The organism is Afipia sp. GAS231 (assembly GCF_900103365.1).
GTDB lineage: Bacteria > Pseudomonadota > Alphaproteobacteria > Rhizobiales > Xanthobacteraceae > Bradyrhizobium.
The window spans coordinates 2,771,862-2,792,361 of record NZ_LT629703.1 but is presented as its reverse complement, the minus strand read 5'-3'; the positions used below and the strand labels follow the sequence as shown (position 1 = coordinate 2,792,361).

18 protein-coding genes are annotated in these 20,500 nt (G+C 63.4%); 14 read left to right on the top strand and 4 right to left on the bottom strand.

The features are described from left to right. Positions 1 to 156: 156 nt before the first annotated feature. Both BLS26_RS13295 and BLS26_RS13290 read left to right on the top strand, forming a co-directional pair. A complete protein-coding gene (locus BLS26_RS13295) occupies positions 157 to 945 on the top strand; it encodes a L,D-transpeptidase (protein ID WP_092511717.1) in 789 nt (262 codons plus the stop codon). Between the two features lie 29 nt (positions 946 to 974). Then, positions 975 to 1,619, top strand: coding sequence for a DUF2865 domain-containing protein (locus BLS26_RS13290; RefSeq protein WP_092511715.1), 645 nt, complete (start codon positions 975 to 977; stop codon positions 1,617 to 1,619). 114 nt (positions 1,620 to 1,733) lie between these two features. Here BLS26_RS13290 and BLS26_RS13285 read toward each other — a convergent pair whose 3' ends face one another. After that, entirely contained in the window at positions 1,734 to 3,827 is a 2,094-nt protein-coding gene (locus BLS26_RS13285; RefSeq protein WP_092511713.1) for a methyl-accepting chemotaxis protein, read from the bottom strand. Between the two features lie 205 nt (positions 3,828 to 4,032). On the opposite strand from BLS26_RS13285, the gene BLS26_RS13280 reads away from it, so the two are divergent. After that, entirely contained in the window at positions 4,033 to 4,188 is a 156-nt protein-coding gene (locus tag BLS26_RS13280; RefSeq protein WP_092511711.1) for a Thivi_2564 family membrane protein, read from the top strand. Positions 4,189 to 4,396: 208 nt separating this feature from the next. Here the strand turns inward: BLS26_RS13280 and BLS26_RS13275 are convergent, their stop codons facing one another. The 3 genes from BLS26_RS13275 to cysD form a co-directional block, all read right to left on the bottom strand. Then, positions 4,397 to 6,559 (bottom strand): malate synthase G, encoded by a 2,163-nt coding sequence (locus tag BLS26_RS13275; protein WP_092511709.1) that lies wholly within the window; start codon positions 6,557 to 6,559, stop codon positions 4,397 to 4,399. A 143-nt stretch (positions 6,560 to 6,702) separates the two neighbouring features. Continuing rightward, positions 6,703 to 8,619: an adenylyl-sulfate kinase gene (cysC, locus tag BLS26_RS13270; RefSeq protein ID WP_092511707.1), complete on the bottom strand. Its 1,917-nt coding sequence runs from the start codon at positions 8,617 to 8,619 to the stop codon at positions 6,703 to 6,705. 25 nt (positions 8,620 to 8,644) lie between these two features. Next, positions 8,645 to 9,439 carry a sulfate adenylyltransferase subunit CysD gene (gene cysD / locus BLS26_RS13265; RefSeq protein WP_092511705.1) on the bottom strand — a complete coding sequence of 265 codons (795 nt, stop codon included), beginning with the start codon at positions 9,437 to 9,439 and terminating at the stop codon, positions 8,645 to 8,647. Positions 9,440 to 9,693: 254 nt separating this feature from the next. Between cysD and cysG the strand changes: the two genes are divergently transcribed. The 11 genes from cysG (at position 9,694) to BLS26_RS13210 (ending at position 20,499) form a co-directional block, all read left to right on the top strand. Then, positions 9,694 to 11,148, top strand: coding sequence for a siroheme synthase CysG (cysG, locus tag BLS26_RS13260; protein WP_092511703.1), 1,455 nt, complete (start codon positions 9,694 to 9,696; stop codon positions 11,146 to 11,148). After that, positions 11,145 to 11,468, top strand: a complete 324-nt coding sequence (locus BLS26_RS13255) for a DUF2849 domain-containing protein (protein WP_092511701.1) — start codon at positions 11,145 to 11,147, stop codon at positions 11,466 to 11,468. Before cysG ends, BLS26_RS13255 begins: the two co-directional genes overlap by 4 nt. A 21-nt stretch (positions 11,469 to 11,489) precedes the next feature. Continuing rightward, positions 11,490 to 13,145 carry a nitrite/sulfite reductase gene (locus BLS26_RS13250; protein ID WP_092511699.1) on the top strand — a complete coding sequence of 552 codons (1,656 nt, stop codon included), beginning with the start codon at positions 11,490 to 11,492 and terminating at the stop codon, positions 13,143 to 13,145. Beyond that, positions 13,132 to 13,647 (top strand): DUF934 domain-containing protein, encoded by a 516-nt coding sequence (locus BLS26_RS13245; protein ID WP_092511697.1) that lies wholly within the window; start codon positions 13,132 to 13,134, stop codon positions 13,645 to 13,647. Before BLS26_RS13250 ends, BLS26_RS13245 begins: the two co-directional genes overlap by 14 nt. 5 nt (positions 13,648 to 13,652) lie before the next feature. Next, complete coding sequence (locus tag BLS26_RS13240; RefSeq protein WP_244541986.1) at positions 13,653 to 14,375, top strand: phosphoadenylyl-sulfate reductase; 723 nt, start codon at positions 13,653 to 13,655, stop codon at positions 14,373 to 14,375. A 142-nt stretch (positions 14,376 to 14,517) separates the two neighbouring features. Beyond that, positions 14,518 to 15,519, top strand: coding sequence for a sulfate ABC transporter substrate-binding protein (locus BLS26_RS13235; RefSeq protein ID WP_092511693.1), 1,002 nt, complete (start codon positions 14,518 to 14,520; stop codon positions 15,517 to 15,519). An 88-nt stretch (positions 15,520 to 15,607) separates the two neighbouring features. Next, positions 15,608 to 16,393, top strand: a complete 786-nt coding sequence (gene cysT, locus BLS26_RS13230) for a sulfate ABC transporter permease subunit CysT (RefSeq protein WP_244541933.1) — start codon at positions 15,608 to 15,610, stop codon at positions 16,391 to 16,393. 9 nt (positions 16,394 to 16,402) lie between these two features. Beyond that, complete coding sequence (gene cysW, locus BLS26_RS13225) at positions 16,403 to 17,368, top strand: sulfate ABC transporter permease subunit CysW (protein WP_371360814.1); 966 nt, start codon at positions 16,403 to 16,405, stop codon at positions 17,366 to 17,368. Positions 17,369 to 17,380: 12 nt separating this feature from the next. Beyond that, positions 17,381 to 18,430: a sulfate/molybdate ABC transporter ATP-binding protein gene (locus tag BLS26_RS13220; protein ID WP_092511689.1), complete on the top strand. Its 1,050-nt coding sequence runs from the start codon at positions 17,381 to 17,383 to the stop codon at positions 18,428 to 18,430. A 167-nt stretch (positions 18,431 to 18,597) separates the two neighbouring features. Continuing rightward, positions 18,598 to 19,092, top strand: a complete 495-nt coding sequence (locus tag BLS26_RS13215) for a CAP domain-containing protein (RefSeq protein WP_092511687.1) — start codon at positions 18,598 to 18,600, stop codon at positions 19,090 to 19,092. Between the two features lie 231 nt (positions 19,093 to 19,323). Continuing rightward, the gene (locus tag BLS26_RS13210; RefSeq protein WP_092518014.1) at positions 19,324 to 20,499 is read left to right on the top strand and encodes a patatin-like phospholipase family protein; all 1,176 of its coding nucleotides are present in this window, start codon (positions 19,324 to 19,326) and stop codon (positions 20,497 to 20,499) included. Position 20,500 lies beyond the last annotated feature (1 nt).

Here is a 20,500-nt window from a genome sequence, read left to right as displayed (position 1 = left end):
AACAACGTCCGGCTGTCACGAAAGTTCCATCGCAGAAGTGTGAGCGTGCCGCGGCTTGACACCGCGCCGTCGCGAGCGAGCGGTGCGGAACTGCGGGGGCCCGACCGTGTTGTTTGACCAGAGCATCACCTGATGCGCATCCAACGGGGCAGTGTCATGACACAGTATTTCGCCGCAAGCCGCCGATATCCATCGCGCGCCGCCAACGCGCTCGTCTTCGCCAGCGCCCTGATGCTGGCGCCGCTCGCGCTCTCGACCTCGGCAGGCGCACAGACGCTCGGCTATGCCTCGGCCCAGCCGGAGAGCTTTCCGACCGATGAAGTGATGACGCCCGACGAGGGTGCGGTGCCGGAACGGCTGCGCCGCCAGGTAGTCGCGTTCAACACCGCGGAAGCGCCCGGCACCGTCATCATCGATACCGGCAACACCGCGCTCTATTACGTGCTCGGCCAGGGCAGGGCTGTTCGTTATGGAGTCGGCGTCGGTCGCGAAGGCTTCACCTGGTCCGGCGTACAGACCATCTCGCGCAAGGCGGAGTGGCCGGACTGGCATCCGCCGGCCGAGATGATCGCGCGCCAGCCCTATCTGCCGCGCTTCATGGCCGGTGGCCCCGGCAATCCGCTCGGCGCGCGGGCGATGTATCTCGGCTCCAGCGAGTACCGCATTCACGGCACCAACGATCCCTCCACGATCGGCAAGTTCGTCTCGAGTGGCTGCATCCGGCTGACCAATGAGGATGTCAGCGACCTGTTCAGCCGTGTCGATGTCGGGACCAGGGTCGTGGTGCTGCCCAAAAATGCTTCGACCAATGCGCCGATCATGGCGCGTGGCGGGGATAGCGAAACCACGATCACGGTTCGTCCGGCCGCAACGCATCCGCGTCCGGCCGCGACCACGCGGCCGTCGGGCCGGCAGGCGATGAATTTGAGCCCGCAGGTCCACTGAGCGCTCGCGAGATAGCGACGGAGACGAACATGCGCATGCGATATGGAAAACCAGCGTTGGGAGCGGTGGCGCTGCTGTGCGCCTCCGCGCTGGCACCGGCAGCCCAGGCCCAGGATTTCTTCTCGGCGCTGTTCGGTGCCATGGGGCGGCGGGCGCCCCAGCCCTATATCTCGTTGCCGTTTGCCAATGACGATGGTTCGATCCCGGCGCCGCGGGGCGAGATGCGACCGCGTTACGCCGGCGGCGGCCAGGCGTTCTGCGTGCGCACCTGCGACGGCCGCTATTTCCCGATTGCCGCGTCCGACAATGCAAGTCGTGCGGCGTCCTGCAACAGTTTCTGTCCGGCCAGCGAGACCAAGGTGGTCTATGGCAGCAACATCGACGGTGCGGCAACGGATAACGGAAAACCCTATTCGGAGCTGCCGAACGCGTTTCGCTATCGCACCGAGATCGTGGCGGGATGCACCTGCAACGGCAAGGACCAGATCGGCCTGGCCCCGGTCAAGATCGAGAACGACCCGACCTTGCGCAAGGGTGACATCGTCGCCGGTGAAAACGGCCTCGTGGTCGCCGGCCGCAGCGCCGACAAACGCGGCGCCGCGCTGAATTTCTCGCCCGCCTCGGAGCGCGTGCGCGCCAAGTACGAGCGTGCGCCGGTGGTGGCGGCGGAGTGATGGTGGTGCCGTCATGCCCGGGCTTGACCCGGGCATCCACGTCTTACTTGCCTGTGGTGCGAAGGTCGTGGATGGCCGGGACAAGCCCGGCCATGACGAGTGAGGACGTGTGCCTCACGCCGCCCGAATCTTCCCGAGGAAATCCGTCACCTGATGGCCGAGTTGCTGACTCTGCGTCTCCAGCGTTTCGGAGGCGCTCTTGACGTCGTCGGCCGCGGCGGCCGCCGCATCGGCGTCGGCCTTCACGCCGACGATGTTGTCGGAGACGTTCTTGGTGCCCTGCGCCGCATATTGCGTGCTGCGCGTGATCTCCTGGGTCGCGGCGCCCTGTTCCTGGACGGCGGCGGCGATCGCGGTCGCGACCTCGTTGACCTCGCCGATGATGCCGCCGATGCGCTTGATGGCGTCGATCGCTTCGCCGGCGACCTTCTGGATGTCGGAGATCTGCTCGGAAATTTCGTCCGTCGCCTTGGCGGTCTGGCTTGCCAGCGATTTGACCTCGGAAGCGACCACCGCGAATCCTCGTCCGGCTTCACCGGCGCGGGCGGCTTCGATGGTGGCGTTCAGCGCCAGCAGGTTGGTCTGGGCCGCGATGGTGTTGATCAGGCCGACGACTTCACCGATCCGGGCGGCAGATTTGGCAAGGCCCTGAACGGTGCTGTCGGTTTCGCGGGCGTGGCTGACCGCGCGGCTGGCAATGCCGGCCGCATGGGCTGCCTGCTGCGAGATGTCGTTGATCGAGGCAGAGAGTTCCTCCGCGGCAGCCGCGACGCTCTCGACGCTGGTCGAGGCTTCGCCGGACGCCTTTTCGGCGACCTCGACGCGGGCGTTGGTCTGGCGGGAAACCGTCGACAGGCCGGTGGAGGTGGACCGCATCTGCCCCGACGCGTCGCCGAGCTGGTTCAGCGTCTGGCGCACCACGCTCTCGAACTCGCCGACGTAGTTTTCGATCGCCTTCTGGCGGCCCATGGCGGCGGCGTTGTGCTCGCGCTCCTGCGCTTCGATCCGGACCTTGTCCGTCGCCTGCTGCTTGAAGGTTTCCAGGGCGCCGGCCAGCGCGCCGATTTCGTCCTGGCGCGCGGTGTAACCGGTGTCGACCGCGAGATCGCCGGCGGCCACCTTCAGCATCGCGTCGCGCATGTTGTGCAGCGGCTTGATGACGCGGCGGGTCACCATCGTCATCGCGCCAAACGTCAGAGCGAGGGCCGCGGCCAGCAGCGAGAGCTGCAGCACCAGCGAGCGCATGGCGCTGGAATACTGCATCACGGTGTGCACGTGGGCCGCATCAAGCGCGCCTTCGGCGACCCTGACCGCACTGCCGAGGCGTCCGACCGTGATCGGGGTCCACGCGTTCGCGGTCAATTCGGGCTTGCCGTCGGCCATCAGTGTGGTCAGCAGGCGATCGCGCAGAGCGAGATAGTCCGGTTCGAAATAGGCTTTCTTGGTCTCGGCCATCGCGGCGGCGAGCGCCGGCGGCAACTGCATGCCCGAGGCCGTCAGTTCCAGCGCGTTCCATGCGATCTCGGTGCCGCCGACAAACTTGATATATTTCTGGTGCGTTTCCGGCGTCACCTTTCCGGCGCTGAGCCCGTTGGAAACCATCAGAGATGCCTCGCCAGCGGTATTACGCAGCAGCCAGGCGATCTGTTTGATCGCCAGCAACTGGTCGATCACCGGGTCCTGATGGTTGACCACGGCGGCAAGGGCTGCAGACAATTTGTCGAGGGTCTCCAGCAACGTGGTCGCCGTCTCCATGTATTCCTTGCCAAGGGTCGGACGGCGAGAAGCCTTCGGCTTGCTCATTTCGTCCCAGAATTCCTTGTGCTGTGCACTCAGCTTCTTGAACAGACGATCGAACTCGGGCACCAGCGTCTGGGCTTGGGTGAATTCAATGGACGGGAGCAGCGTCAGCGCGCTGCTCATGGCAGGCATTTGCGTATCGCGGATGTTGCGCAGGTACTTCTCGATCTCGCCGTCCATCGGCCCGTCGGAATTCAACAACCGGTTGGTGGTGGAGCGGTCGGTGCGCAGATTGTGCATCGCCTTGAACATGTTGGCGGAAGCATCGGTGATGACCGAGATGCGGCCGGCCTGCTGCAGGCGCCCCCAGGAGTCCCAGGCGTTGAGCGAAAATCCGACCACCACGCAGAAGGAGGTGGTGAGGATGACGGTCTTCAGCAGCGTGGATACGGTCAGGCGATTCAACATGGTATTCCCCCAAGGCCGCCGGCTATTTGGGGGGAAAAGGGTAAATACTTAGGCAGCCTTAATGCCGTATTACTACGAGGATCATTGAAATGATTGATGTTTTTGGCGCGAAATCGCTGGTTCCAATGTGCGGAACCGGTAGCCTTTGGCCACGTTAACAAGAACCTAACAGCGCATTTCAACGAATGGTCGAGGGGGCTTTCGCATGCTCGTCAGCGTACTCATCACGTTTCTCGTCGTTATCCTGATCCTCTATCTCATCAACCTGCTGCCGCTCGACGGCCGCGCCAAGCAGATCTGCCGCGTCGTCGTGATCGTGCTCGGCGTGATCTCGCTGCTGAAATACATCGCGGTGTTTTAGGCGGGCTGGCGCGAACACCTCAGCCCGTCATTGCGAGGAGCGAAGCGACGAAGCAATCCATCTTTCTATGTGCGGCAAATGGATTGCCTCGCGGAGCCTGTCATCGGGCGGGCATTAGCCCGACCCGTTGGCTCGCAATGACGGATGAGGGAACGAAAAAAGCCCCGGCCGATGCCGGGGCTCCTCCTTGCGACGCGTCCTCGCCGGATCAGCCGGCCGCCTTGGCTTCGCGGCGGCGGGCGGTGAGGATGTATTCGGTATAGCCGTTCGGCTGCTCGCGGCCCTTGAAAACGAGGTCGCAGGCGGCCTTGAAGGCGACGCCGTCGAACGCGGGCGCCATCGGCTTGTACAGCGCGTCGCCGGCATTCTGCTTGTCGACCACAACCGCCATGCGCTTCAGGGATTCCATCACCTGGTCCTTGCTGACGACGCCATGCGCCAGCCAGTTCGCCAGATGCTGGCTCGAGATGCGCAAGGTGGCACGGTCTTCCATCAGCCCGACGTCATGGATGTCGGGCACCTTGGAGCAGCCGACGCCCTGGTCGATCCAGCGCACGACATAGCCGAGGATGCCCTGGCAGTTGTTGTCGATCTCCTGCTTGACGTCGTCAGGCGCCCAGTTCGACTGCGACATCGGAATGGTCAGGATGTCGGAGAGTTTCGCGCGCGCTCCGCCCTTGGCGAGTTCCTGCTGGCGGGCCTGCACGTTGACCTGATGATAATGCAGCGCATGCAGCGTGGCGGCGGTCGGCGATGGCACCCAGGCGGTGGTGGCGCCGGCTTGCGGATGGCCGATCTTTTGGGTGAGCATGTCAGCCATCTTGTCGGGCGCGGCCCACATGCCCTTGCCGATCTGGGCATGGCCGGGCAAGCCGTCGATTAGGCCCATGTCGACGTTCCAGTCTTCATAGGCCTTGATCCAGGGCTGCGCCTTCATGTCGTTCTTGCGGATCATCGGACCCGCTTCCATCGAGGTATGGATCTCGTCGCCGGTGCGGTCGAGGAAGCCGGTGTTGATGAAACAGATGCGCTTCGAGGCGTTCTGGATGCAGGCCTTGAGGTTGACCGTGGTGCGGCGCTCCTCGTCCATGATGCCGACCTTCATGGTGTTCTCGGGCAGGCCGAGCAGCTTCTCGACTGCAGCGAATAGTTCGCAAGTTAAAGAGACTTCGTCCGGGCCGTGCATCTTCGGCTTGACGATGTAGACCGAGCCGGTGCGGCTGTTCCTGGTTTTGTGGGAGCCCTTGAGATCGTGGATCGCCAGCAGGCCGGCGACCGCGGCATCGAGCAGGCCCTCGGGAATTTCCTCGCCCTTGTCGTCGAGCACGGCGTCGGTGAACATGTGATGGCCGACATTGCGCATCAATAACAAGCTACGCCCATGCAGCGTGAGCTGCTTGCCATCCGGCGTCTTGTAGACGCGGTCGGGATTCAATGAACGCTTGAGCGTCTTGCCGCCCTTGTCGAAGTCCGCCGACAGCGTGCCGTCCATCAGGCCGAGCGTGTTGCGATAGACCAGCACCTTGTCTTCGGCATCCACGGCGGCAACCGAGTCTTCCATGTCGAGAATGGTCGAGACCGCCGATTCCAGGATCATGTCGGCAACGCCGGCCGGGTCGTCCTTGCCGATGATGTTGCTGCGATCGATCTTGACCTCGACATGCATGCCGTTGTTGACCAGAAGAATCTCGGTCGGCGCGGCGGCATCGCCCAGATAGCCGGCGAACTGCGAAGCGTTCTTCAGCGCGGTGGCGTTGCCGCTCTTCAGTTTCACCGAAAGCTGGCCGGCGATCACGCTGTACGACGTCACGTCGGTGTGGCTGCCGGTCGCCAGCGGTACGGCGGCATCGAGGAAGGCTTTTGCCTTGGCGATCACCTTGTCGCCGCGCGCCTTGTTGTAACCCTTGCCGCCCTCGCTCGGATCGTGCGGGATCGCGTCGGTGCCGTAGAACGCATCATACAGGCTGCCCCAGCGCGCATTCGCGGCGTTCAACGCATAGCGGGCGTTGGTCAGGGGAACGACGAGCTGCGGCCCGCAGATCTTGCCGATTTCCTCGTCGACATCAGCGGTCTCGACCTTGTGGGTCGCCGGCTCCGGCAAGAGGTAGCCGATCTCCTTGAGGAAGGCCGTGTAGGCGTTCATGTCGAACGCCTTGCCCTTGTTGGCGCGATGCCAGCCGTCGATCTTGGCCTGCAGCGCATCGCGGACCGCGAGCAATTCGCGGTTTTTCGGTCCCAAGGTCTTGATGATGGCGGCAACACCGGCCCAGAACGCATCCGGCGAAATCCCGGTTTTGGGGGTCGCCTCCTTGGCGATGAAATCGAACAGTTCGGGGGCGATCTTCAATCCGTGGGCATCGACACGCTTCATGATGGGCTTTCTCAATCGAAATGGCGTTTGCAGGCTGTTTTCAGAAGAAAAGCAGCAAAAAACGCGCCAAAGGGGCCGCGTTGGCAGCCCTTTTAGCCCTAAAGCCGGGTCGATGAGAAGGCCCCAATAGGCCTGATGCTGGCCTAGATATTGGCCGCGAGATCGACCAGTTCGTTGAACAAGATGCCGGTCTCGGCCAGCATCCGCTCGATCTCGTCGGTGGCATCGCTCACCGAGCGGGTCGACGTGTCGATCTTCAACTCGCACTCCGTCGGCGGCTGGTAGTCATTGGTGATACCGGTGAACGACGGCAGGGTCCCGGCGCGCGCCTTGGCGTAGTGGCCCTTGGGGTCGCGGCTCTCGCAGACCTCGGCGGGTGCGGCGACATGGACCTCGCGGAACGCGGTGTCGGCGATGCGTCGCGCCGCGGCGCGATCCGCAAGCGCGGGCGAAACCGCGGCGACGATGGCGATATGGCCGTTGCGCGCCAGATGGGTGGCGACTTCGGCCAGCCGCCGGATGTTTTCGCTGCGGTCCTGCAGCGAAAAGCCGAGATCGCTGTTGAGGCCGGCGCGCAGCGTGTCGCCGTCGAGCAGGATAGGCGAGCCGCCATTGCCGAACAGCCGCCGCTCCAGCGCGCGGGCCAGCGTCGATTTGCCGGAGCCCGGCAGACCGGTCAGCCAGATCACCGCGCCGTTGTGACGATAACGCGCCGAGCGCTCCTCGGGACGCAGCGCACTTTCCACCGGCACGATGTCGACGGGAATGGCGCGTTGTCCGGCGTCAACCGACAGCACAAGGCCGCCGCCGGCAATACGGCCGTTGACTTCGATCACCAGCCGTCCGGTGCGCGGGTTGTCGGAATAGGGATCGGCGGCGATCGGCTGCGCCAGCGAAATGTCGATTTCGCCAACGTGATTGCGCGCAATCGCCTTCGTCTCCTCATTGGAGAGTTCGCCGGGATCGACCGCCTTCTCGATTGCGACCACACTGGCGCGGCTCTCTCGCGTGCCGAGGCGGATCAGGATCTGATCGCCCTTCGACAGCGGCTTGTCGTGCAGCCAGAAGATCCGGGCGCGGATCCGTCGCGTATCACGCGGGGTCGCTCCGGCGTGCGCAATGACGTCGCCACGTTCGATGAACAGTTCGCGGTCGAGCGTGATGCCGACCGAGCGGCCGGCGCCGTGGCTGCCCGAAAGCGGCGTCACCGGCCAGCTCTCCACGGTCTTGATCTTCGCGATCTTGCCGGCGGGCATGATGACGATTTCATCGCCAGCACTGAGGTGGCCGGATTCGACGCGGCCCGCAACGATGCGGCGATCGTCGAATTTGTAGATCGCCTGTACCGGCAGGCGCAGCGCCAGTTGCTCCAGCGGCCGGGCCGGCTCGAGCGCGTCGAGCGCCTCGACCACGGTCGGGCCCTGGTACCAGTCGATCCGCGGCGTATGTTCGGCAACGCCGTCGCCATCGCGCGCGGAAATCGGAATCACCGCCGACGGCGTCACGCCGAGGCCGATTAGATGCGCGGAAATCTCGTCGCTGATCTCCTTGAAGCGATCGGCGCTGAAGTCGACCCGGTCCATCTTGTTGACGACGATGGCGACCTGCCTGATTCCCAAGAGATGCAGCAGATAGCCGTGACGCCTGGTCTGGTCGCGCACGCCTTCCAGCGCGTCGATGATCAGCACCGCACCGTCGGCCTGTGAGGCGCCGGTGATCATGTTGCGGAGGAATTCGGCGTGGCCGGGCGCATCGATCAGCACCACGTCGCGCGAGCGGGTGCGGAAGCGGATCTGCGTGGTGTCGATGGTGATGCCCTGGTCGCGCTCGGTCTGCAGGGCATCGAGCAGGAACGACCATTCGAATGGCATGCCGCGCCGCGCGCTGACGGCTTTCAGCATCTCGAGCTTGCCCTCGGGCAGGCTGCCGGTTTCGTGCAGCAGCCGTCCGACCAGGGTGGATTTGCCATGATCGACATGGCCGACGATGACGATGCGAACTTGCGGACGCGTGGTGCCGTTCGGTGTCGCCGAAACGCTTGCGGGGAGGATCATGTTCATCGGAGCCGCCTGATTTGAAGATAGGTCAGAGATAGCCGGCGACGCGCAGCCGCTCGAAGGCATCTTCGGTTTCGTGATCGAGCGCGCGGCCGGCGCGCTCCGGCACCTTGGTGCCGTCGAGCTCGGTCAGGATCTCGTCGATGTTCGACGCGGTCGACGCCACCGGATTGGTGATGTCCTGATCGCCCAGCGAGCGATAGCGCTTGCCGTCTTTCGAAAGATAAAGCGGGATGATCGGAATGTTTTCACGCTTGGTGTAGGCCCAGATGTCGGCCTCGGTCCAATGCAGGATCGGATGAATGCGAAGATGCGCGCCCGGCGGCGGCGAGGCGTTGAACTGGTCCCAGAATTCCGGGGGCTGATCGCGCACATCCCAGCCGCCTTCGAGGCCGCGCGGCGAGAACACGCGCTCCTTGGCGCGGGTGGCTTCCTCATCGCGGCGGATGCCGGCGATCAATCCGTCGAAACCATATTTGGTCAGCGCCCACTTCAGCCCTTCGGTCTTGCGCGCCGCGGAGCGCGCGGCCGGCGGCAAGGTCGGGTCGATGGCGTCGATCGGCGGGCAGGGCTCGATCTTCAGATCGAGCTCCCATTCTTTTCCGAAACGGTCGCGGAACGCATACATCTCCGGAAATTTCTTGCCGGTGTCGACGTGCAGCGCCGGGAATGGCACGCGGCCGAAGAAGGCCTTGCGCGCCAGCCAGATCATCACGTTGGAATCTTTGCCGAGCGACCACAGCAGCGCGAGCTTCTTCAGCCGCGCGAACGCCTCGCGCAGAATGTAGATGCTCTGCGCCTCGAGTTCGTCGAGGTGGTCCATCGAGGGTGGCGGCAGCCGTCCCGGGGCCAAAATTTGCGGCACGGAAGATGCCTGTTGGAGGTCCGGGCCGCGCAACCGGTCTGAAGCGGATTCTTTGTTGAGAAGATGCATCTCTGAGCCTTGGCCGTAGGAGGCTAAAATTCTATAGTTGCACCGCAATAGAGAAGAAATAATTTTCTCTTTGCGGCCGTTGAACGAGACATATATAGAAAATAATTCCAGTCAACCCCGGAAGTGGGGGAAGCGAGTTTCGCATGCGATTTCTGCCCGTGTTCCTTGATCTGCAAAGCGGCGTGGTGCTGCTCGTCGGAGCCGGCGATCTCGTGCGGGCGAAACTGCGCTTGCTGACATCGGCGGGTGCGCGGGTTCGCTGGTTCGCGACTGACGGCAATTACGATCTTGGCGGGCTGGAAGATGCCGAGGCGGCGCGGATCGAACCCGCGACGGGCGATCCGCTGACGGCAGATCTCTCGGGCGTCCTCGCCGTGCTCTGCGCCGGCGCCGGCGATATTGGCGTTGCGATGTCGGTGCGGGCAAAGGCGGTCGGCCTGCCCGTCAATGTGATGGACGACCTCGCGCATTCGACTTTCATCTTTCCGGCGATCGTCGATCGCGGCGACGTCGTCGTTGCGGTCGGGACCGGCGGAGCTTCACCGGTGGTGGCGCGCCGCGTACGCGAAAGCATCGAAGCGATATTGCCGGCGCGCATCGGCGATCTCGCCACCTTCATTGGCGGCTTTCGCAAATCGATGCATGAACGCATTCCCGAATTCGCGCTGCGGCGCCGCTTCTGGGAACGCGTGATCGATGGCCCGATCGGCGCGCTGGTTCTAGCCGGGCGAAGGGCCGAGGCTGAAACTGCTCTCAAGGACATCGCCGATCCCTCAGGATTCGCCGGCGCCAACGCGCAAGGCAAGGCCGAGGGCAGGGTGACACTGGTCGGCGCCGGACCGGGCGATCCGGATCTGCTCACCGTCAAGGCGCTGCGCGCGCTGCAGGATGCCGATGTCGTATTCTACGATGAACTGGTGTCGCCGGAAGTTCTCGATCGGATCCGCCGCGACGCGTCGCGCATTCCGGTCGGCCGCCGCGTCGGCAAGCCCGGCATTGGCCAGGAGGCGGTCAACCGGTTGTTGATCGATGCCGCGAAAGCCGGTCAGCGCGTGGTTCGATTGAAGGGCGGCGACCCCTTCATCTTCGGCCGCGGCGGCGAGGAAATCGAGGCGCTGCGTGAGGCTGGCGTTGCCTATGCGGTGGTGCCGGGCATTACCGCAGGGTTGGGCGCCGCCGCGCAATTCGAGGCGCCGCTGACCTACCGCCGCGAGGCGCTGCGCATCACCTTCCTCACCGCGCACAAGGCCGAGGATGCCGGCAAGGTGGATTGGTCGGTGCTGACCGACAACAAGATGACCATCGTGGTCTATATGGGCATGACGGCGGCGCCGTCGATCCGTGAAGGCCTGCTGGCGGCAGGGCGCTCGCCGCAGACGCCGGTCGGCGTGTTCGCACGGGTGACGCGGCCGGATGCGCAGGCCGCGGTCGGCAGGCTCGGTGATCTTCCCGACCTGGTCAAACAAATCGATGGCGGTCCCGCCGTCCTCATTATCGGCGACGTGGTCGCGCATTCCGCACCGTGGCGCCATTCCAAGTCAGATCAACAATCCTATCTCAACGACGTGATCTCCAACCTGCTGGAAGCTGCCGAATGACCTCTCCGCTCGAACAGAAGAAAATCAAACTATCGGGCCCGTCGATGGTGACCGCCAACCGCACCTGGGATGGCGCCGTGATCTACCGCACCGCTGAACAAGGCTGGTCGACGGAGCTGACGGATGCCGCCGTTGTCCGCACCTCCGATGACGCCCGCGCGCTGCTTGCCGAATCCGTCGCCGATGACGTCGGCGCCATCGGTGCCTATATCGCGCCGGTGGAAGTCAGGGACACCGGCAAGATCGGGCCCGGCAATCTTCGTGAGCAGATCCGGTCGGCAGGCCTGACCATCGATCTCCCGGTTCCGGCGCAAGCCTGATCCATCAAAGGCTGATCCATCATGTACGCATATGACGAACTCGATCGCACGCTGATCAACGAACGCGTCTCCGAATTTCGCGACCAGGTGAAGCGCCGCCTTTCCGGCGAACTCACCGAGGACGAATTCAAGATGCTGCGCCTGCAAAACGGCGTCTATCTGCAACTGCACGCCTATATGTTCCGCGTCGCCATTCCCTACGGCACGCTGTCGACGAAGCAGCTGCGGGCGCTGGCGCACGTCGCGCGCCATTACGATCGCGGCTACGGCCATTTCACCACGCGGCAGAACATCCAGTACAACTGGATCAAGCTCGCCGAACTGCCGGACGCGCTGGAATATCTTGCCGGCGTCGGCATTCACGCCATGCAGACCTCGGGCAACAACACCCGCAACGTCACCTCCGACCAATGGGCCGGCGTCGCGCCAGGCGAGGTCGAAGACCCCCGCATCTGGTCCGAAATCCTGCGGCAGTACACCACGCTGCATCCGGAATTCTCGTTCCTGCCACGCAAGTTCAAGTTCGCGATCACCGCCTCAGATCATGATCGCGCCGCGATCAAGATCCACGACATCGGCCTGCGGCTGCACAAGAACGCCGACGGAGAAACCGGTTTCGAGGTGCTGGTCGGCGGCGGTCTCGGCCGCACGCCGTTCATCGGCAAGACCATCAAGCCGTTCGTCCACGGTCGTGATCTCCTCAGCTACGTCGAGGCGATCCTGCGCGTCTACAACCAGTACGGCCGCCGCGACAACATCTACAAGGCGCGGATCAAGATCCTGGTGCACGAACTCGGCATCGAGAAGTTCGCCAAGGAAGTCGAGGAAGAATGGAAGCTGATGGATGACAGCGCGCTGACGCTGGATCATGCCGTCATCGAGGAAATCCGCTCGCGCTTCTCCTATCCGGCCTACGAAAAGCTGCCGCATATGCCGGACGAGCTGAAGCAGGCGGCGCACGATCCGAAATTCGAGGCCTGGCGGAAGAACTCGGTGTTTCCGCATAAGGTGCAGGGCTATTCGATCGTGACGCTGTCGCTGAAGCCGGTGGGCGGACCGCCCGGCGATGCCACCGCCGACCAGATGGACGCGATTGCCGATCTGGCCCAGAAATATTCGTTCGGCGAAATTCGCGTCGGCCACGAGCAGAACCTGGTGCTGCCGCATGTCGCCAAGCGCGATCTTCCAGTGTTGTGGAAGGCGCTCGACAAGATCGGCGTCGCGACGCCGAACATCAACCTGGTGACCGATATCATCGCCTGCCCGGGGCTGGATTACTGCTCGCTGGCCAATGCGCGTTCGATCCCGATCGCGCAGGAGCTGACCAAGCGTTTTGCCAACCATGACACCGCCAACCTGATCGGGCGGCTGCACATCAACATCTCCGGCTGCATCAATGCCTGCGGCCACCACCATGTCGGCCACATCGGCATTCTCGGCGTCGAAAAGAACGGCGAGGAATTTTACCAGATCACGATCGGCGGCCGCGCCGATGAGAACGCCCAGATGGGCACCCTGATCGGCCCGTCGGTGCCTTACGCCGAAGTCGCCGACGTGATCGAAGACATTGTCGAAGCCTATCTCGCGCTGCGCGACCGTCCCGAAGAACTGTTCGTGGATACGGTCAAGCGGCTCGGTGTCGAACCATTCAAGGAGCGGGTCTATGCCACTCGTTAAGAACGCGAAGATCGTCAGCGATCTGTTTGTCCATGTCGCCGATGGCGCCGAGCTGCCGGGTGACGGCGCGGTCCTGATTTCGGCGGCGCGGTTCCTCGAAGATCCCGAAACGCTTTCGAAGCGTGCCGGCAAGACCGGCGTGATCTGGCCGAACAACCGTGACCTCGACGACCTCGTGCCGTACCTCGACCGGCTGGCGGCGGTCGCCCTGGTGTTTCCGTCGTTCCGCGACGGTCGCGCCTATAGCCAGGCGCGCCTGCTGCGCGAGCGTCACGGGTTCGAAGGCGAGCTCCGCGCCACCGGCCAGGTGCTGCGCGACCAGTTCGTGTTCATGCTGCGGGCAGGCTTCGATGCCTTCGAAGTGAAGAAGGAAAGCGACGCTGAAGCGTTCGCCTCGACCGCGAAGCGCTATTCGGTGTTCTACCAGCCGACCGGCGATGGCCGCGTCACCGCGCTCAATCGGCGGATGCAACTGCGTCATTCGGAGAGTGCGGGCCAGTGAACGCGATCCTACAACAGGCGCTGACCGTTGCAGAAGCGGAGCCGTCGCGGGCCGCCGCGCTCGATTCCGCGCTGCGCAACGCGCCACCCGCGAAAATCATCGAGGCTGCACTCGAAGCCGTCGGCCGCGAGCATCTCGCGCTGGTGTCGTCGTTCGGCACGGAATCGGCGGCGCTGCTCAAGGTGATGGCCGACGTCGATCCGGCGATCCCCGTGGTGTTCCTCGACACCGGCTGGCTGTTCGAGGAGACGCTGGCCTATCGCGACACGCTGATCGCGGCCCTGGGCCTGCGCGACCTGCGCTCGATCAAGCCATCAGAAGAAACCCTGTCCCAAGAGGATCCCGACCGCGAATTGTGGTTCTCCAATCCCGACGCCTGCTGCCGCATCCGTAAAGTCGAGCCGCTGGCGCGGGCGCTGAAGCCGTTTTCGGCCTGGATCAACGGACGCAAGCGGTTCCAGGGCGGCGCGCGGGCGGAAATCCCCGTGGTCGAGGACGACGGCGCGAAGCTGAAGTTCAATCCGTTCGCCAATGTGTCGCGCGAGGAAATCGAGGCGATCTACAAGCTCGCCAAGCTGCCGCCGCATCCATTGGTCGCATCGGGTTATCTGTCGGTCGGGTGTATGCCTTGTTCGAGCCGAACCACGCTGGACGAAGACGCACGCGCCGGCCGTTGGCGTGGCAGAGCCAAGACGGAATGCGGAATCCACACCACGAAAACTTCTTAAGCGCAAAACTTCCTGGAAGTTTGCGGTTCTTAGGACAACGACGCTGCGCTACTGCAAACAACGAAAAGCGGTTTCGTTGACTTAAAGCCTCTTCGCCGCGACTTATGCTCTCCGTGCTCTGGTGACAATGGCGTCGCTTCGAATGGAGATTGAAATGGTCCGTCGTATTCTGCCGCTGGTCGCGGGATTGCTCTGGGCGAGTTCGGCGTTCGCTGCCGATATCAGCCTGCTCAACGTCTCCTACGATCCGACGCGCGAACTCTATGTCGATTTCAACAAGGCGTTCGCGGCGGCCTATCAGAAAGACACCGGCAAGAGCATCGAGATCAAGCAGTCGCATGGCGGCTCGGGCTCGCAGGCGCGCGCGGTGATCGACGGCCTGCAGGCCGACGTCGTCACGCTGGCGCTGGCCTATGACATCGACGCGATCGCCGCCAAGGGACTGCTGGCGCCCGACTGGCAGAAGAAGTTGGCGCTCAATGCGTCGCCCTATACGTCGACGATCGTATTCCTGGTGCGCAAGGGCAATCCCAAAGGCATCAAGGACTGGGACGATTTGATTAAGTCCGGCGTCAGCGTCATCACGCCGAACCCGAAAACCTCCGGCGGCGCGCGCTGGAACTATCTCGCGGCCTGGGGTTACGCGCAGAAGAAATTCGGCTCCGCCGACAAGGCCAGGCAGTTCGTCGGCGATCTCTACAAGAATGTGCCGGTGCTCGATACCGGTGCGCGCGGCTCGACGGTGACCTTCGTCGAGCGCGGCGTTGGCGACGTGCTGCTGGCATGGGAGAACGAGGCGTTCCTGGCGCAGCGCGAATTCGGCAAGGACAAGTTCGAGATCGTCTCGCCGCCGCTCTCGATCCTCGCGGAGCCGCCTGTGGCCGTGGTCGACAAGGTTGCCGACAAAAAAGGCACCCGTGAAGCCGCCGAGGCCTACCTGAAATATTGGTATACCAAGGAAGGTCAGGAAATTGCCGCGCGCAATTCCTATCGTCCGCGCGATCCGGAAATCGCCAAGGAATACGAAAAATCCTTCGCCAAGGTCGAACTTTTCACCATCGACGACGTTTTCGGCGGTTGGACCAAGGCGCAGAAGAACCATTTCGCCGAAGGCGGCATTTTCGACCAGATCTACAAGAACTGATCGGGGCCCAGGCAGGGGTACCGGAGCAGGGGGACTTGTGAGCGCAGCGGTTGCACGACGGTCTAGTCTGCCGGGATTCGGTCTCACCATGGGACTGACCCTGACATGGCTCTCCGTCATCATTCTGATCCCGCTCGCCGCTCTGTTTCTCAAGACGTTCGAGCTTTCGTTCGATCAGTTCTGGGGCATCGTCACCAGCCGCCGCACGCTGAACGCGTTGAAGATTTCATTCGGTCTTTCGTTCGCCGCCGCGCTGGTCAATCTGGTGATGGGAACCGTCATCGTCTGGGCGCTGGTGCGGTATCGCTTTCCGGGCCGGCGGCTGTTCGACGCCATCGTCGACATTCCCTTTGCGCTGCCGACCGCCGTTGCCGGCGTGGCGTTGACCCAATTGTTCGCGCAAAAGGGCTGGCTCGGCGCGCCGCTGGCTGAACTCGGCATCAAGGTTGCGTTTACGCCCACCGGCATTTTCATTGCGATGATCTTCATCGGCATCCCCTTCGTGGTGCGAACCGTGCAGCCGGTGCTGATCGACCTCGATCCTGAGATCGAGGAGGCCGCCGCCAGTCTCGGCGCCAACCGCTGGCACACCGTGTTCCGGGTAATCCTGCCGGGTCTGGTGCCGGCGCTGCTGACAGGATTTGCGCTGGCTTTTGCGCGTGCGGTCGGCGAATACGGCTCGGTCATCTTCATCGCCGGCAATCTGCCGAACGTCTCGGAAATCGCGCCGCTGTTGATCGTGATCCGGCTGTCCGAATTTCGCTATGCCGACGCCACCGCGATTGCGGTCGTCATGCTGCTGGCCTCGTTCCTGATCATCTTCGCCGTCAACCGCCTGCAGCGCTGGGCGCAAAACCGCACGCCGGTGCATTGAGGACTGGTGATGATGTCGACGGAATCGAGCTTTGTGACCTCAGCGACCGAGTTGCGGGCCTACGCGCCCGCCTCCGACCTCAGCATTACCGCGCCGGCCTCCCGCGCAGCGGCCGCCCGCGCGCTGCCGCGCGCGTCCCGGCGCGATCTGCGGACCGAGCCCGGCCCGATACGGTTCGTCATCATTGCGCTCGCGGTCACGTTCCTCTCGGTCTTCGTGGTGCTGCCGCTGCTCGTGGTGTTCGCGCAGGCGTTTTCCAAGGGCGTCGGCGCCTATTTCAGCGCGCTCGCGGAGCCCGAAGCGCTTGCCGCGATCCGGCTGACGCTGCTGGTGGCGGCAATTTCCCTCACGCTCAATCTCGTGTTCGGCGTGGTGGCCGCGTGGTCGATCGCCAAGTTCGATTTTCGCGGCAAGACCTTCCTGATCACGCTGATCGACCTGCCGTTCTCGGTGAGTCCCGTCATCTCGGGTCTCGTCTTCGTGCTGCTGTTCGGCGCGCAGGGCTATTTCGGTCCGTGGCTGCAGGCGCACGATATCCATATCCTGTTCGCGGTGCCCGGCATTGCGCTCGCGACCATCTTCGTGACGTTTCCGTTCGTCGCCCGCGCGCTGATCCCGCTGATGCAGGAGCAGGGTACGCAGGAGGAGGAAGCCGCGATCTCGCTCGGCGCATCTGGCCTGCAGATCTTCTTCCGCGTCACCCTGCCCAATATCAAATGGGGCCTGCTGTATGGCGTATTGCTCTGTAATGCGCGCGCCATGGGCGAGTTCGGCGCGGTGTCCGTGGTGTCGGGCCATATTCGCGGCGAGACCAACACGATGCCGCTGCTGGTCGAAATTCTCTACAATGAATATCAATTCGTCTCGTCGTTCGCGATTGCGTCGCTGCTGGCGATGCTGGCGTTGATCACGCTGGTCGTGAAGACCGTCCTCGAACGACGTCTGGACGAGGGGCAAGCCCCACGAGACCATTAAGGGACGATCCAAGTGACCATTGAAGTCAAAAACATCGTCAAGAAGTTCGGCGCGTTCGCGGCGCTCGACAATGTCGACCTGAAAGTCGCCAACGGCGAATTGCTGGCGCTGCTCGGCCCGTCCGGTTCGGGCAAGACCACCTTGCTGCGGATTATCGCCGGCCTCGACTGGCCGGATTCCGGCGAAGTGACGATCGACGGCGAGGACGCGCTGGCGCATGGCGCCAGCGAGCGCCATGTCGGCTTCGTGTTCCAGCACTACGCGCTGTTCCGCCACATGACGGTGTTCGAGAACGTCGCCTTCGGCTTGCGGGTGCAGCCGCGCGCCATTCGCAAGGACGAGGCCACGATCCGCGCCCGCGTCAAGGAACTGCTCGATCTGGTGCAACTCGACTGGCTGGCGAACCGCTATCCCAGCCAGTTGTCCGGCGGCCAGCGGCAGCGCATCGCGCTGGCCCGCGCGCTGGCGATCGAGCCGCGCATCCTGCTGCTCGACGAGCCGTTCGGTGCGCTCGATGCCAAGGTGCGCAAGGAGCTGCGGCAATGGCTGCGCTCGCTGCATTCGGAAATCCACGTCACCTCGATCTTCGTCACCCACGACCAGGAAGAGGCGCTCGAAGTCGCCAACCGCGTCGTGGTGATGGACAAGGGCCGCATCGAGCAGATCGGGACGCCCGGCGAGGTCTATGACAGTCCGGCGACCGCTTTCGTGCACGGCTTCATCGGCGAATCCATCGTGCTGCCGGTCAATGTCAGCGGCAGTTCGGTGCACCTCGGCGGCCGGCCGCTCAACATCGCCGCCAATGGCGCCGCTTCGGGGGCCTCGAAACTGTTCGTCCGCCGCCACGACATGCAGATCGGGCCGGCCGGATCCGGTTCACTGGAAGGCGCGGTCCGCCATGTCCGCTCATTCGGTCCGATCCAGCGGGCCGAGGTCGCGCTCTCGGGCCGCGAGGGCGACACCGTGATCGAGATCGACGCGCCCCGGGACCGGGAACTGCAGGCCGGCGAAATCGTCAGCCTGCAGCCCCGCCGCTACCGCATTTTCGCCGCGCAGGATTAGCCTCTGCTGTCATTCCGGGATCGTGCGTTAGCACCAGACCCGGAATCTCGAGATTCCGGGTTCGATGCTACGCATCGCCCCGGAATGACCCGAATTACCCACCCCGTTCACCATTCAGCCACGGTTGGTATGCAACAACGGCAGACCATCGGGGGAAATCGGGAACCATGCGGGCAATTTTTGCCATGATCGGGCTTTTGGCGTTGGGCGGCTGCATGGCCGACAATCCGCCGCCCGAACAGCCGACCATGTATCTCAGCATGGCCAATGGCGGCGCCGCGCTGGATCCGCAGGCGGCGGCCTCGCTGATCTCGCTGTACCGGCAAAACAACGGCCTCGGCGCCGTTGTGGTCGACCCCGATCTGATGAAACTTGCGGAAGCGCAGTCGCAGGCGATGGCCGGCCGCAACAAGCTCGACCACGATGTCAAAGGCCCGCTGGAGAAGCGGCTCGGCGCCTCCGGCTATCCCGCCAAGCTGGCGGTGGAGAACGTCTCGGCCGGCTATCATACGCTGGCGGAAGCGTTTTCCGGCTGGCGCGACTCGCCCCCGCACAAGGCCAACATGCTCAAGAACGGTGTCACAAAATTGGGCATCGCGGCGACTTATGCTCCGAACACCAAGTACAAGGTGTTCTGGACGCTCATTCTTGCGTCAACCTGAACCGAAGCCGGGCGCCCGACGTCATATCGCTATAGCGTTTTCGAGCGAAGCGGATGCCGGTTCGCGTAAGGAAAACGCGTCAAAACAAGGCTCTAGTGCCAGCTTTTGGAAAAGTTCAAGTTCAAACAAAGCGATAAACTCGGCGTGATCATTACATCGATCTCGCTGATTGACGCCGTCGCGAACTGCCGCCACGGTGTCGAAGTCATTTTCCTCTAGTTGACGGTCCCGATGGATAATTCCGATTCCGCGCCCGCAACGACGCCTGCCAATGCGATGCGTGTGCTGGTGTTGCAAGGCGGGGGCGCGCTTGGCTCCTACCAGGCCGGCGCCTTTCAGGCGCTGTGCCGTTCCGGGTTCGAGCCGGAATGGGTCGCCGGCATCTCGATCGGCGCCATTAATTCCGCGATCATCGCCGGCAACGAAGCCAACAAGCGCGTCGACCGGCTGAAGGAATTCTGGGACATGGTTTCGTCGCCGGTGTCCTGGAATCCGATTACCCCGGGGGAACGGGCGCGTTCGCTGTTCAACGAGACCAGCGCCGCCCTGATCGCGACCTTCGGCGTGCCGGGCTTCTTCACGCCGCGGATTCCGCCCGCGCCGCTGTGGCCGCCGGGCAGCTCGGAATCGCAGAGCTATTACGACACCGCGCCGCTGAAAAAGACGCTGGAACGGCTGGTCGACTTCGACCGCATCAACGACCTGAAGATGCGGCTCAGCGTCGGCGCGGTCGGCGTCACCTCGGGCAATTTCAGGTATTTCGACAATTACGAATTCAAGAAACTCGGCAAGAAGATCGGCCCCGAGCACATCATGGCTTCGGGCGCATTGCCGCCGGGCTTTCCCTCTGTTGTCATCGAAGGCGAGCATTATTGGGATGGCGGCATCGCTTCCAATACCCCGCTGGATTTCGTACTGGACGAGGAGATCGCCCGCGATCTCCTGATCTTCCAGGTCGACCTGTTCTCGGCGCGCGGCGACCTGCCGGTGTCGCTGTTGGAAGCCGCCGAGCGCGAAAAGGACATCCGCTTTTCCAGCCGCACCCGCATGAACACCGACAAGAACAAGCAGATCCACAACGCCCGCATGGCGGTGCGCGACCTGATCGGAAAGTTGCCGGACTATCTGAAGAACGATCCGTCGGTCGAATGGCTGCGCAAGGCGTCCAGGGAAAACACCGTCACCGTGGTGCACCTGATCTACAAGAGCAAGAACTACGAATCCTCGTCCAAGGATTACGACTTCTCGCATGTCGGGGTGGTCGAGCACTGGAATGCGGGCGCCCGGGACGTGCATTTGTCGATGCGTCACAAAGAATGGCTAGAACGGCCGCAGTCCGGGGAAACCATGGTGACATACGATCTCACGGGGGATGTTTCGGCTCCCCCCAAAGGCAAACAGGAGTGAA

What these genes read in the sequence shown, in the direction of transcription:
- BLS26_RS13295 (WP_092511717.1), top strand. Translation starts at nt 157, where the DNA reads ATGACACAGTATTTCGCCGCAAGCCGCCGATATCCATCGCGCGCCGCC.
- BLS26_RS13290 (WP_092511715.1), top strand. Translation starts at nt 975, where the DNA reads ATGCGCATGCGATATGGAAAACCAGCGTTGGGAGCGGTGGCGCTGCTG.
- BLS26_RS13285 (WP_092511713.1), bottom strand. Translation starts at nt 3,827, where the DNA reads ATGTTGAATCGCCTGACCGTATCCACGCTGCTGAAGACCGTCATCCTC.
- BLS26_RS13280 (WP_092511711.1), top strand. Translation starts at nt 4,033, where the DNA reads ATGCTCGTCAGCGTACTCATCACGTTTCTCGTCGTTATCCTGATCCTC.
- BLS26_RS13275 (WP_092511709.1), bottom strand. Translation starts at nt 6,559, where the DNA reads ATGAAGCGTGTCGATGCCCACGGATTGAAGATCGCCCCCGAACTGTTC.
- cysC (WP_092511707.1), bottom strand. Translation starts at nt 8,619, where the DNA reads ATGAACATGATCCTCCCCGCAAGCGTTTCGGCGACACCGAACGGCACC.
- cysD (WP_092511705.1), bottom strand. Translation starts at nt 9,439, where the DNA reads ATGGACCACCTCGACGAACTCGAGGCGCAGAGCATCTACATTCTGCGC.
- cysG (WP_092511703.1), top strand. Translation starts at nt 9,694, where the DNA reads ATGCGATTTCTGCCCGTGTTCCTTGATCTGCAAAGCGGCGTGGTGCTG.
- BLS26_RS13255 (WP_092511701.1), top strand. Translation starts at nt 11,145, where the DNA reads ATGACCTCTCCGCTCGAACAGAAGAAAATCAAACTATCGGGCCCGTCG.
- BLS26_RS13250 (WP_092511699.1), top strand. Translation starts at nt 11,490, where the DNA reads ATGTACGCATATGACGAACTCGATCGCACGCTGATCAACGAACGCGTC.
- BLS26_RS13245 (WP_092511697.1), top strand. Translation starts at nt 13,132, where the DNA reads ATGCCACTCGTTAAGAACGCGAAGATCGTCAGCGATCTGTTTGTCCAT.
- BLS26_RS13235 (WP_092511693.1), top strand. Translation starts at nt 14,518, where the DNA reads ATGGAGATTGAAATGGTCCGTCGTATTCTGCCGCTGGTCGCGGGATTG.
- cysT (WP_244541933.1), top strand. Translation starts at nt 15,608, where the DNA reads ATGGGACTGACCCTGACATGGCTCTCCGTCATCATTCTGATCCCGCTC.
- cysW (WP_371360814.1), top strand. Translation starts at nt 16,403, where the DNA reads ATGATGTCGACGGAATCGAGCTTTGTGACCTCAGCGACCGAGTTGCGG.
- BLS26_RS13215 (WP_092511687.1), top strand. Translation starts at nt 18,598, where the DNA reads ATGCGGGCAATTTTTGCCATGATCGGGCTTTTGGCGTTGGGCGGCTGC.
- BLS26_RS13210 (WP_092518014.1), top strand. Translation starts at nt 19,324, where the DNA reads ATGGATAATTCCGATTCCGCGCCCGCAACGACGCCTGCCAATGCGATG.